Here is a 12,343-nt window from a genome sequence, read left to right on the forward strand (position 1 = left end):
GTACGCGAGCTGGGTTTAGAACGTCGTGAGACAGTTCGGTCCCTATCTGCCGTGGGCGTTGGAAGATTGAAGGGGGCTGCTCCTAGTACGAGAGGACCGGAGTGGACGAACCGCTGGTGTTCGGGTTGTCATGCCAATGGCATTGCCCGGTAGCTAAGTTCGGAATTGATAAGCGCTGAAAGCATCTAAGCGCGAAGCGAGCCCTGAGATGAGTCTTCCCTGGCACTTTAAGTGTCCTAAAGGGTTGTTCGAGACTAGAACGTTGATAGGTTGGGTGTGTAAGCGCTGCGAGGCGTTGAGCTAACCAATACTAATTGCCCGTGAGGCTTAACCATACAACACCGAAGGGGTTTTGTGGGCTCAATTGAAGAACATTGAATGTGTGAATGAGAACGAAACAGCTTTCCGAATTAAGAAATTTGCTTGGCGACCATAGCGTTGTGGACCCACCTGATTCCATGCCGAACTCAGAAGTGAAACACAACAGCGCCGATGGTAGTGTGGGGTCTCCCCATGTGAGAGTAGGACATCGCCAGGCTTTGAATATTGTCTAACCAGACACGCTGCGGAGCGGTAGTTCAGTTGGTTAGAATACCGGCCTGTCACGCCGGGGGTCGCGGGTTCGAGTCCCGTCCGCTCCGCCACTTATTAAGAGCCTCAGCAGTCACGTTGAGGCTTTCTTCAATGAGTAAGATAAAGTTTTAGGGGTGTAGCTCCAACTGGCAGAGCAGCGGATTCCAAATCCGCGTGTTGGGAGTTCGAATCTCTCCACCCCTGCCATCTATCAAGCCTCCGCAGAAATGCTGAGGCTTTTTGCTATCTGTTCACTTCCTCTATGATAGTAATCCGAAAAATTAACTAATTCCGTTTACCTCATCCCTTCGGCACATTTTTGTGGCCAGCTCTCTGTACTCAAGCTGTATCCAAGAAAGCGATCCCGAGCGTGAAATAGCCTTGATTAGATCATATTGTTACTTCAATTGGCATTAAGAGCGGTTTAGCTTATCCATTTACTCAGTAAGTGATGGATGTAACTTTTTAAAAGCACTAGATTATCAGCATAACTTTCCTTGATTATTTTAGTAATTAGGTTCGATTTATTATGCTTAGCGGTTAAAATAACGACGGTTACTTTTAGGAATTCGTTATGGGACAGCTGTCTATTTTAGGTTTTATTGCATTAGGTGGCGCATTTGGCGCATGTGCACGTTATCTAGTTACCGAGCTATGTGTGTTCTTGTTAGGACGCGGGTTTCCTTATGGAACGCTCACCGTTAACGTTGTCGGCTCATTTATTATGGGATTATTGATCGCTGCTTTTGAGAGTGAATTACTTGCAACTGAGCCATGGCGCCAGATTATTGGTTTGGGTTTCTTGGGTGCATTAACCACATTTTCTACATTCTCTATGGATAATGTATTGCTGATGCAGCAAGGAGCCTTTCTGAAAATGGGTGTTAATGTCTTATTAAACGTGGTGCTAAGTATCTCAGCGGCTTGGATAGGTTTCCAGTTGTTGATGAGAAGTTAACGAAATTACAATTTCATCTTGGTTAATGGATAGTCTTTCCCTATAATCGTGACTCAACTTGTCGGAGTGCCATAAGGCTGAGACCGTATTTTCGGGATCCGTTGAACCTGATCAGGCTAATACCTGCGAAGGGAACAAGAGAATATGACCTGCTAGTGATCTATCTAGCGTTATATCCTTAAGATCAAAACTCTATTTTGATCAACTCTTGTGCATTAATCCGTCAAGCATTTATCCCTAGTACAAAAAGGAAGATGCTATGCCGAGTCGCAAACAAGCGAGACTGGAAGCCAAACAATTCATTGACACATTGTCTGTCGAACCCTACCCAAATTCCTCTAAAATCTATATTACTGGTTCACGTTCGGATATCCGCGTGCCAATGCGTGAGATTAAACTAGCTGACAGCTTGGTCGGAGGCACAAAGTCCTCACCGATTTATCAACCGAATGAATCTATATGCGTTTATGACACTTCAGGTGTCTATACCGACCCATCTCATACTATCGACTTATATCAGGGTTTGCCTAAATTAAGGGATAAATGGATCGCTGATCGGGATGATACCGAGTGGCTTGATGAGGTCAGTTCTGCTTACACTAAAGAACGTTTATCTGATGATACATTGGACGAACTACGTTATGGGAACTTGCCAGCCATACGCCGAGCAAAGAAAGGGAAGTGCGTTACTCAACTTCATTATGCGCGGCAAGGTGTTATCACACCCGAAATGGAATACATTGCCATTCGCGAAAATACGCGACGTGGAGAGTGTATGGATGCACAGCTAAGCCAACAACATGCAGGGATTCATTTGGGGGCTAATCTACCAAAGCAAATAACTCCTGAGTTTGTGCGTCGTGAAGTTGCTGAAGGACGAGCCATTATCCCGTCGAATATTAACCATCCTGAATCAGAGCCGATGATCATTGGTCGTAATTTTCTCGTCAAAGTGAATGCGAATATCGGTAACTCATCTGTCTCTTCATCAATTGAAGAAGAAGTTGAAAAATTGGTATGGGCAACCCGCTGGGGTGGGGATACCGTGATGGATCTTTCTACTGGTCGCAATATTCACGAAACTCGAGAATGGATTTTGCGTAATAGCCCCGTACCGATTGGCACTGTGCCTATGTATCAAGCATTGGAAAAAGTAAATGGTATTGCGGAGGATTTATCATGGGAAGTAATGCGCGATACCTTACTTGAACAAGCGGAGCAAGGTGTTGATTACTTTACAATTCATGCTGGTTTGTTGCTTCGTTATGTGCCAATGACCGCGAAACGTGTTACTGGCATCGTTTCGCGTGGCGGCTCTATTATCGCTAAATGGTGTTTAGCCCATCATACTGAGAGTTTTCTTTACACTCATTTCCGTGAAATTTGTGAAATTTGCGCCAAGTATGACGTCGCCCTTTCCTTAGGGGATGGACTACGGCCAGGATCCATTGCTGATGCTAACGATGAAGCACAATTTGCAGAGCTGCGCACTTTAGGTGAGTTGACCAAAATAGCGTGGGAATATGATGTACAGGTCATTATTGAAGGCCCTGGCCATATCCCCATGCATTTGATTAAAGAGAATATGGATGAGCAATTAAAGCATTGCCATGAAGCGCCATTCTATACCTTGGGCCCATTAACTACCGATATTGCTCCGGGATATGATCACATCACTTCCGGTATTGGCGCTGCGATGATTGGTTGGTATGGTTGCGCGATGCTTTGCTATGTAACACCGAAAGAGCACCTTGGTTTACCAAACAAAGAAGATGTTAAAACGGGTTTAATTACTTATAAATTGGCAGCACATGCTGCAGACCTTGCGAAAGGGCACCCGGGAGCACAAGTGCGCGATAATGCTTTATCGAAAGCACGTTTTGAGTTTCGTTGGGAAGACCAATTCAATCTTGCATTAGACCCAGTTACGGCGCGTGCTTTTCACGATGAAACTCTTCCGCAAGAGTCTGGTAAAGTTGCGCATTTTTGCTCTATGTGCGGGCCGAAATTCTGCTCGATGAAAATTTCTCAAGAGGTTCGAGAGTATGCGCTAGATACCAAGCAAGTTGCTGCTGATGCGCTCATTTCCGTTACGCTGCTAGATGACCCGTTACAAGGCATGAGACAGAAATCGCAAGAGTTTAAAGCCTCAGGATCAGAGCTTTATCATCCTGCTGTTAGTCAACGGTTAGTCGTTAGCGAGGAGTAATTAGATGATTCAATTACTTATCCCCCGTGATGACATTGCGTTGACTGCTCAAGTACAACAGGTTTTGCTATTGGCCAAGCATCATGGTTTTGATATCGATGATATTTTTTTGGGTGCCAGCCCAACTTTATATTGTCAATTAGTAACGCCTTCATACTCATCTTTGATTGGCAGCGATTACTTAGCCTCGTGCGAAGATGCGCTAAGTGTTTTAACTGATAAGCCCAATTTATTCTTGCAATACCAAGTCAATTTTTGCGCTCAAATGCCATTTGAGCACTCCCAGAAACGAGAAACTTGTTTGGTCAAGATAGGGCTTACAGCTGCTGACTCACACGACTATGTTGATGAGTGGTATCACGGAGAAGAGCTGCGTAGTATAAGATACTCTACGAATGCTCATGCTGCTGATGCAAAGAGTGAGCACTTTGCTTGGGTTCTATCATTGTTGTGTCTCGACTTTCCACTAGAGGATGCTTTAGTGGTTGCTCGCGCGGCAATGAGTGTTTCACGTGAAACATGGCCAACGGATAGCCGATATTTTCCTCAGTTACAACATTCAGTAGCTGGCATCTTTGCTGACGATAAACAAAATCATATCTGTTTTCCAAAGATAGACAAAAATATTGGCCTTTATCCTGTTGTGGATAGCGCTGAGTGGGTCGAGCGGTTATTGAAGTTTGGTGTAAAGACAATCCAACTGCGAATAAAAGATTCAACACATCCTGATCTCGAATCACAAATTATCGCCGCTATTGAGCTTGGACAAGCCTATCAAGCACAGGTTTTCATTAATGATCATTGGCAGCTTGCGATAAAGCATGGTGCTTTTGGCATTCATCTTGGACAAGAAGATCTCACCAATGCAGATTTAGCACAAATTGCTCAAGCTGGGATCTGTTTAGGCATTTCAACTCACGGCTATTATGAGATTCTGAACATCGCTTCACTAAATCTCAGCTATATCGCTTTGGGTCACATATTCCCAACCACCACCAAAATTATGCCCTCTAAGCCACAGGGGCTTGTTAGGTTGAAACTTTACCAGCAGCTAATTGAGAGTTTAAGTTGTGCCGCCAACTCAGATGAAGTTGTAAGTGCAAAAATACCCACAGTTGCAATTGGCGGAATTAACCTAGAGAACGCATTGCAAGTTTGGCAGTGCGATGTATCAGGCTTGGCCGTTGTACGTGCAGTGACAGAAGCAAAATCACCTCAGTTGGTCATTGATAGTTTCAATCGAATCATACAAAACCGATTACCAAGTAGTGCTGAGGAGGTATGTGATTATGCTTTCTGATGCGCAATTTATCCGTTATCAAAGGCAACTTGCGCTCCCTGAAATAGGTGAGAATGGACAGCAATCTTTACTTGATAGCCGAGTGCTGGTTATTGGTTGTGGTGGTTTAGGGTCTGCGGCCGTTTTGTATTTGGCGAGTGCTGGTATTGGACAACTGGTAATAGTGGATGATGACCGAGTTGAAAGCAGCAACTTACCTCGGCAGGTGATCTACCGAGAGAGGCAAATTGGTCAAACCAAAGTCGATGCGATGGCAGAGCAAATTAAAGCCATCAACCTTGATTGCAGAGTAAGAGCGATATCTAAACGCCTTATTGGTACTCAGCTCGAACTGGAAGTGCTTAATGCTGATGTCGTTCTTGACTGCACGGATAACATCCACAGTCGTCAGCAAATTAACCAGTTGTGCCGTAAACTAATTAAGCCATTGATTTCAGGTTCGGCTATTGGATGGAAGGGGCAAGTCATTGTTTTTGATCAACTGCCGTTGTCACCTTGTTATCACTGTTTAGTGCCTGATAGCGAACTGCCTGCCGTGCAGCGTTGTAATGAATTCGGTATTCTGGGGCCTGTCGTCGGAATCATCGGAACCCTGCAAGCTTTACAAGCCATCATGATATTGACTCGACAGACGATACGTAATGCTAACCAACTGACACTGTTTGATGCTCATTTGTTTCAATTCCAAACCTTAAATGTTGTTAAAGATCCTCAGTGCGAGGTGTGCGGGTACCCACAAGCTGATCAGATGAAGGGAGAAGCCACATGTCAGATATAACCATCAAGATTAATCAGCAGTTTCATCAAGTTTCAGCGGGAACCAGTATTGCGGATCTCACCAAACTGCTTTCGATCACGATTACCGGTTGCGTGTTTGCCCTGAATCAGAGCGTGGTGCCACGTAGTGCGTGGTCAACGACCCTATTAAGTGAAGGCGACCAAATATCGCTGTTTCAAGCCATTGCAGGAGGCTAAATGTTAACGATAGCGAATAAACAGTTTGAATCTCGCCTGTTCACTGGTACGGGGAAATTTGCCAACCGAGAGTTAATGACAAAAGCTATTGCCATATCTGGTTCACAAATGGCGACGATGGCATTAAAGCGAGTCGATCTTAACCAATTAAATGATGATATTTTAGCGCCACTTATCGAGTCAGGCGTCAATCTCTTACCCAACACATCGGGTGCGAAAAATGCGAATGATGCGATTTTTGCTGCCCATTTAGCGCGTGAAGCGTTATCGACATCGTGGCTGAAGCTAGAAATTCATCCCGATCCTAAGTATCTGATGCCTGACCCTATCGAAACGTTAAGGGCAGCGGAACAATTAGTGAAAGATGGATTTATCGTATTACCTTATTGTCATGCTGACCCTGTACTCTGTAAGCGTTTAGAGGAAGTGGGGTGCGCGGCCGTAATGCCATTAGGTGCGCCAATTGGATCGAATAAGGGGCTGGTCTCACGAGATTTTTTAGAAATCATCATCAGCCAAGCTCGTGTACCCGTGATTATTGATGCCGGTATTGGCGCGCCTTCGCATGCGGCTTTTGCGATGGAATTGGGCGCGGATGCTGTCTTAGTTAACACCGCAATTGCGGCCGCGCGCGATCCGATACAAATGGCGTTGGCATTTAAGTTGGCGGTGGAGTCGGGTCGAATGGCTTATGAGGCTGGGCTTGCAACTCAGGTTCATCATGCTATCGCATCCAGCCCTCTAACTGCATTTTTGGATCAATAGCGATGAGCTTTTTAGAACGTTTCAAACAACTCGATTGGGACGATATTGCGTTATCAATCCGTTCCAAAACAGCGTCAGATGTCGAGCGAGCATTGCATAAAGAGAAGCGCGATTTGGAGGATTTCAAGGCATTAATCTCTCCTGCTGCTGAGCCTTATATCGAGCAGTTAGCGCAACTTTCTTACTCACTGACGAGGCAACGCTTTGGCAATACTCTTTCTTTTTATATCCCGCTTTATCTTTCAAATTTGTGTGCCAATGCGTGCACTTATTGTGGATTTTCGATGGAGAATCACATCAAGCGGCGTACATTAAGTTTGCATGAAGTTGAACGTGAATTGGCGGTTATCAAGCAGATGCAGTTTGATAATGTGTTGCTGGTCACTGGTGAGCATGAAACCAAAGTAGGTATGAACTATTTCCGGCAGATACTGCCGTTGATAAAGCGTGAAGTCAGCTATGTTGCTATGGAGGTTCAACCGCTTCAGCAAGCGCACTATGCGGAGCTAAAGAGCTTAGGTTTAGATGCGGTAATGGTATATCAAGAGACTTATCATCCATCGACTTACGCTTTACATCATTTGCGAGGCAACAAAATGGATTTTAACTTTCGCCTAGAAACACCGGACCGACTTGCTCGGGCAGGGATTGATAAGATTGGTCTTGGCGCTTTGATTGGTTTGGAAGATTGGCGGGCCGATTGTTTTTACGTGGCCGCTCACCTGGATTATCTTGAAAAGAGATATTGGAAGACGCGCTATTCGATTTCGTTTCCTCGCTTGCGACCTTGTGAAGGAGGCCTGCAACCTAAATCGGTTATGTCTGACAAGCAGCTGGTTCAGCTCATCTGTGCATTTCGTTTGCTCAATTCAGAAGTGGAACTCTCGCTTTCTACCCGTGAATCGGCGCACTTTAGGGATAAGCTCATTCCACTGGGGATCACCAGCATATCGGCGGGATCAAAAACACAGCCTGGAGGTTATGCAATGCAAGAGGCCGAGCTTGAGCAATTTGTGATTAGCGATGAACGTACAGCTGCACAAGTTGCCGCCGCTGTTAAAGGGCAAGGCTTTGAAGTTGTGTGGCGAGATTGGCATGCTGCCTATTCTGGATGAGGTCATGGCTTGCACGTTTCACGTGAAACATATGGATGCATTCATTAAAGTATGGTGATTTGGCTAATAAGGTGAATTCGAGTTAAGATAATCATAAGTTAAAGTAAAGGCGACCCGAGATCGCCTTTCATCTTTCTAGGTTAAGTTACTACACAGAGACTACCTACAGCGCATTTGTTTTATCATGTTGAAGTTTAATCATGCTCAATAGGCAGTGTCGCTTGGCGCAACCACGCTTTGTTATCACCCTCAACGAGTGGACCAACTTGATCCCATACTTTTTGATGGTAGTCATTTAACCATGTTAGCTCTGGTCGAGTTAACATATTGATGTTGATCGCGCGCTTATCAATCGGGCAACGCGTGAGTGACTCAAACCCCAACACAGAGAAATCACCTTGTGTTTCAACTTCGACCACCAGTTCTAAGTTTTCTATACGAATGCCAAACGCATCGGCACGGTAATAACCGGGCTCGTTCGACAGTACCATACCCGGAAGCAGTGCGACGTTGTTGAAAACTTTGCTGATGCGTTGTGGCCCTTCATGGACACTCAAAAAGTGGCCGACTCCATGACCAGTGCCATGATCATAATCGAAGCCATTAGCCCATAGGTGCTGACGGGCAAGTACATCAAGCTGATGACCACAAGTGCCTTTTGGAAAGCGTGCTCTGGCTAGTGCAATATGACCTTTAAGCACTAAAGTGAACTGTTTTTTCATCTCTTCACTGGGGTTACCAATAGCAATGGTACGCGTAATGTCAGTCGTACCGTCACAATATTGGCCGCCAGAATCGACAAGATAAAGTGAGTCTTGGGCTAATTGTCCTGGTTTTACTTGGTTGATGTGGTTGTAATGGCACATAGCTGCATTACTGCCTGCCGCTGAAATAGTATCAAAACTAAGATCGGCTAGAGTTGGGTCTTCCTCTCTAAATGCTTGTAAGCGGTCAGATAAATAGCCTTCGTCGTGCAGTCTTTGGCTAGCCACTTCATTATCCAACCAAGCAAGAAATTTCGTCATCGCCACACCATCACGCACGTGGCACGCTTTCATTCCAGAGACTTCGGTTGCATTTTTTGCCGCTTTTAGCAGTAAGCACGGATCGGCGTCATTAATGATTTCAGCAGCGGAATTTTGTAAAGTCAGCGTAAACCATGCATTACTGGTAGCAGGATCGATCATCACCTTTTTACCTGCGAGTAAGTTAAGCTGCTTTTCTAATTGATCTGGATGGTGAACGCGAACGCCGCCACCGACATGCTTGTCAAATTCCGCAGGAAGACGAGCAGGGTCAAGGAAGAAATCGACGCTGGAGTCAGCATAAATAATGGCATGGGAAAGTAATACTGGTAATCGGGAAACATCAAGGCCACGGATATTTAGCAGCCAGCAGATGGAATCAAGTTCTGTCAGTACCGCCGCATCAATCTTTTTCTTACTCAGCTGATGGGCTATTTGCTCACGCTTATCATGGCTACTGATACCGACGAGTTCATTACCCATCAAGCGCACTGCTGAAATTGCAGCGCTAGGACGGTCTTTCCATAACTCATCGATTGGATTATTGCCGACGGCAATAAGCTGTAACTCATCAGACAATTTTGCCTGTGCCGTTTTAAGCCAGCTTGCTCGATGCATGCGCGGATCAAATCCCACTTTACTACCTGAGACCAATGCGCTTTGGAGCCAATCGAGAACGGGCTCTTCAATCAAGTGACGGTACTCAAAGGTTGCCTCTGGCACTTGTTTACGAACTTGCACGGTATAGCGGCCATCCACAAAAATAGCCGCGCTATCGTGGGTGACCACAGCCGCGCCTGCCGAGCCAGTAAAACCAGTTAACCAATGCAGGCGTTCGTTGTGTTGCGGTACATATTCCCCGAGATATTCATCTTCGTGTGGAATGATGATGGCATCAAGCCCTTGCTGTGTGAGCCAGCCACGTAAGGCTGATACGCGTTGTGCGATTGAATCATGCATCTGTGTTATATCCTTTCTCATAACCGTCCGTTGTAGGTGTAGGGAACTGTGCAAATCCATAGCAAACCCTGACTTTATTATTGTGTCTATGGGGTTGTGGCGATGGGGACGAGCTTCAATAAACTACTCTTTTTATCGAACTGGCGCAAACCGCAGCTTCACCTGAGATGCAGTGTTTTGGTTTGGATCATCTGCCTTAACCAGCTCAATGCGGGGTCACTTTCTCTGTCTCTGTGCCAAAATAACGTATAAGCCATAGGTGGAAACTCCATCGGTAATGGCAACACGACGAGATCCATCTGCTTGGCTACTAGGTGGGTGAAGTGGCTCGGCGCGGTAAAGATAAAATCAGTATAAGTACAAAGGCTGGCGGCACTATTGAAATCCGGTACTGTAATTGCGATGTCCCTTTCTCGGCCGATATCCGCCAAGCGATAGTCGAGTAGCCAGCGATCATTACCATCGCAGCGCACTTGTACGTGACGTAGCGATAAATAGCGCTCTAACGTCCAATTGTCTCGTAATGCTGGGTGGTCTTTACGTACCACGCACATTTGGCTATCTCGATAGATCTCTTGCTCACAGATATCACTGGGTGGCAGCATTGTTAATTTGGCATCATTGATATCAATGTCCTTGCCGGTAATGCCTAAATCCAACTCACCAAGCTGCAATTTCTTAAAGGTTTGATCGTTCCATGAGTGAGTGTTGATGTTGAGGTTTGGACCTTGGCTGAAAATAGCGGGCAAAAAATGAGGGAGAATTAATGGGTAGACGCTTTCTACTGCCGCAATATGAAAACGGTATTCACTGCTTTGTGGTGAAAATTGTTGTGGTTGAGTAAGTAGCTCGAGCTGATTGATGAGAGTGTCTAGTTTGGGTTTGAGATAGAGCGCTTGTGGCGTTGCCTTTAAGCCATGTGAATTACGAATAAACAACGGGTCATTAAACTGCTGACGAAGCTTGGCAAGCGATTTACTGACGGCAGATTGACTCAAACAGAGGCGATGGGCGGCGCGCGTTACGTTCAGTTCTTCTAGCAGTACGGACAGACAAACAAGCAAATTAAGATCGATTCTGGCTAATTTTTCTATATTCATCTGTATTTCCATTTGGGAATAATTGTGATGAGTATAAGCCATTTCTATTCATATCATCATTGCTCTATTATAGCCGAGTTGTAAAAGTGTGTTCTTTCTCATTACTGGAGTGTTTCGTGAAGCAAATAACCTCTGACGCGCATAGCAAGCGTCAATTGGCATTACTGATTTTGTTGGTTCTGTTTAGCCCGTTAGCGATTGATATTTATCTACCAGCTTTACCGCAAATTTCTCAAACGTTTCACGTGGAACACGCTTATGCACAAGATACGATTACTTGGTTTCTGTTTGCTATGGGAGTCGGTCAACTCTTTGCTGGCCCGCTAGCGGACAAACTCGGTCGTCGAACTGTTGCATTAGGAGGGATCAGTATTTATGCATTGAGTGCTTGCTTGGCGTGGGCCGCTCAAAGTATTGAATGGATGCTGATGGCTCGGCTACTACAAGGCTTCGGTGCGTGCGCGACATCGGTAGCGGCTTTTGCAACAGTTCGCGATATTTTTGGCCCACAACGTAGCGGCAAAATGATCAGCTACTTAAATGGTGCAATCTGTTTTATTCCTGCATTAGCGCCAATCCTTGGTAGTTGGTTAACTCAGCAATTTGGCTGGCGCAGTAACTTCAGCTTTATGGCCGGTTTTGCCGTGGTCGCGGGTTTAATGATGGTGATTGGTATGAAAGAAACCAACCCACAAGCCACCGAACAGCAAGCGTTCTTTAAGTTATCGCGTTACTGGTCCGTATTGAAAACACCATCTTTTCTCTTCCATGCTTCATTATGTATGTTAGCGATGGCGGTTATTTTAGCCTATGTCACTTCTGCCCCAGTGGTATTAATGGAAGGTTATGGATTGACCATGAATGAATTTACTTTCTGGTTTGGACTCAATGCCATCATTAATATCGTTGCCTGCCTAAGTGCGCCGAAATTTATGGATAGGTTTGGTACCCATATGGCGCTGGTGGTTGGAATTGGCACGTTATTGGTTGCGGGGACTACCATGGTCGCGCTGGCACAACAGAAAACGGCGATTGCCTTTATGCTGCCCATTTTTATGTCATCAATCGGTTTTGCTTGGATTCTGGGAGCGGCCGCAGGAAAAGCACTGGCGCCATTTGGTGACCGTGCGGGAACCGCCGCAGCACTGCTTGGTTTGTTTCAGATGAGTGGTGCTGGCCTGTTAGTTGGCACCATGCAGCGTGTTGGGTTAGAACCTCAGATATTAATTGCACTGCAAATGTGGCTGATTGCGCCAGCGTTGTTTATCCTGTTTTCTAAAGCAGGGCGTTATTGGCATCAATTAGTGGTGAATTAATAAATTGTCACCTGCTGTTTTATATTCTTTTTAACGGGTGTATATTT

At 45.4% G+C, this 12,343-nt stretch carries 10 protein-coding genes, 2 tRNA genes, 2 rRNA genes and 1 riboswitch; of the genes, 12 read left to right on the top strand and 2 right to left on the bottom strand.

Annotated elements, in window-relative coordinates:
* The 11 genes from AACQ17_RS00840 to thiH form a co-directional block, all read left to right on the top strand.
* Positions 1–335 (top strand): 23S ribosomal RNA (locus AACQ17_RS00840); the annotation flags it as partial.
* 87 nt (positions 336–422) lie between these two features.
* Positions 423–538 (top strand): 5S ribosomal RNA (gene rrf / locus AACQ17_RS00845).
* Between the two features lie 29 nt (positions 539–567).
* Positions 568–644, top strand: a tRNA-Asp gene (locus AACQ17_RS00850).
* 59 nt (positions 645–703) lie between these two features.
* Positions 704–780, top strand: a tRNA-Trp gene (locus AACQ17_RS00855).
* 367 nt (positions 781–1,147) lie between these two features.
* On the top strand, positions 1,148–1,531 hold the full coding sequence (crcB, locus tag AACQ17_RS00860) for a fluoride efflux transporter CrcB (protein ID WP_013855606.1): 384 nt from the start codon (positions 1,148–1,150) through the stop codon (positions 1,529–1,531).
* 52 nt (positions 1,532–1,583) lie between these two features.
* A riboswitch (TPP riboswitch) is annotated at positions 1,584–1,682 on the top strand.
* A 108-nt stretch (positions 1,683–1,790) separates the two neighbouring features.
* On the top strand, positions 1,791–3,740 hold the full coding sequence (gene thiC / locus AACQ17_RS00865; RefSeq protein WP_094147298.1) for a phosphomethylpyrimidine synthase ThiC: 1,950 nt from the start codon (positions 1,791–1,793) through the stop codon (positions 3,738–3,740).
* A 4-nt stretch (positions 3,741–3,744) separates the two neighbouring features.
* The gene (gene thiE / locus AACQ17_RS00870) at positions 3,745–5,040 is read left to right on the top strand and encodes a thiamine phosphate synthase (RefSeq protein ID WP_094147299.1); all 1,296 of its coding nucleotides are present in this window, start codon (positions 3,745–3,747) and stop codon (positions 5,038–5,040) included.
* Positions 5,030–5,818, top strand: coding sequence for a HesA/MoeB/ThiF family protein (locus AACQ17_RS00875; RefSeq protein WP_094147300.1), 789 nt, complete (start codon positions 5,030–5,032; stop codon positions 5,816–5,818). The genes thiE and AACQ17_RS00875 overlap by 11 nt, the downstream gene beginning before the upstream one ends.
* A complete protein-coding gene (gene thiS, locus AACQ17_RS00880) occupies positions 5,806–6,015 on the top strand; it encodes a sulfur carrier protein ThiS (RefSeq protein WP_010319419.1) in 210 nt (69 codons plus the stop codon). Before AACQ17_RS00875 ends, thiS begins: the two co-directional genes overlap by 13 nt.
* Positions 6,016–6,780: a thiazole synthase gene (locus AACQ17_RS00885; RefSeq protein ID WP_094147301.1), complete on the top strand. Its 765-nt coding sequence runs from the start codon at positions 6,016–6,018 to the stop codon at positions 6,778–6,780.
* A 2-nt stretch (positions 6,781–6,782) separates the two neighbouring features.
* Complete coding sequence (thiH, locus tag AACQ17_RS00890; RefSeq protein WP_094147302.1) at positions 6,783–7,895, top strand: 2-iminoacetate synthase ThiH; 1,113 nt, start codon at positions 6,783–6,785, stop codon at positions 7,893–7,895.
* Positions 7,896–8,089: 194 nt separating this feature from the next.
* On the opposite strand, the gene AACQ17_RS00895 is transcribed toward thiH, so the two are convergent.
* Entirely contained in the window at positions 8,090–9,880 is a 1,791-nt protein-coding gene (locus AACQ17_RS00895; protein ID WP_166537956.1) for an aminopeptidase P family protein, read from the bottom strand.
* A 158-nt stretch (positions 9,881–10,038) separates the two neighbouring features.
* A complete protein-coding gene (locus AACQ17_RS00900) occupies positions 10,039–10,980 on the bottom strand; it encodes a LysR family transcriptional regulator (RefSeq protein WP_026027502.1) in 942 nt (313 codons plus the stop codon).
* A 116-nt stretch (positions 10,981–11,096) separates the two neighbouring features.
* On the opposite strand from AACQ17_RS00900, the gene AACQ17_RS00905 reads away from it, so the two are divergent.
* Complete coding sequence (locus AACQ17_RS00905; protein ID WP_010319414.1) at positions 11,097–12,296, top strand: multidrug effflux MFS transporter; 1,200 nt, start codon at positions 11,097–11,099, stop codon at positions 12,294–12,296.
* Positions 12,297–12,343: the final 47 nt, after the last annotated feature.

It is taken from the genome of Vibrio sp. V10_P2A27P122, from assembly GCF_963874335.1.
GTDB lineage: Bacteria > Pseudomonadota > Gammaproteobacteria > Enterobacterales > Vibrionaceae > Vibrio > Vibrio anguillarum.

Coding starts and splice junctions, on each gene's coding strand:
- crcB (WP_013855606.1), top strand. CDS start 1,148: ATGGGACAGCTGTCTATTTTAGGTTTTATTGCATTAGGTGGCGCATTT.
- thiS (WP_010319419.1), top strand. CDS start 5,806: ATGTCAGATATAACCATCAAGATTAATCAGCAGTTTCATCAAGTTTCA.
- AACQ17_RS00885 (WP_094147301.1), top strand. CDS start 6,016: ATGTTAACGATAGCGAATAAACAGTTTGAATCTCGCCTGTTCACTGGT.
- thiE (WP_094147299.1), top strand. CDS start 3,745: ATGATTCAATTACTTATCCCCCGTGATGACATTGCGTTGACTGCTCAA.
- AACQ17_RS00875 (WP_094147300.1), top strand. CDS start 5,030: ATGCTTTCTGATGCGCAATTTATCCGTTATCAAAGGCAACTTGCGCTC.
- AACQ17_RS00900 (WP_026027502.1), bottom strand. CDS start 10,980: ATGAATATAGAAAAATTAGCCAGAATCGATCTTAATTTGCTTGTTTGT.
- thiH (WP_094147302.1), top strand. CDS start 6,783: ATGAGCTTTTTAGAACGTTTCAAACAACTCGATTGGGACGATATTGCG.
- thiC (WP_094147298.1), top strand. CDS start 1,791: ATGCCGAGTCGCAAACAAGCGAGACTGGAAGCCAAACAATTCATTGAC.
- AACQ17_RS00895 (WP_166537956.1), bottom strand. CDS start 9,880: ATGCATGATTCAATCGCACAACGCGTATCAGCCTTACGTGGCTGGCTC.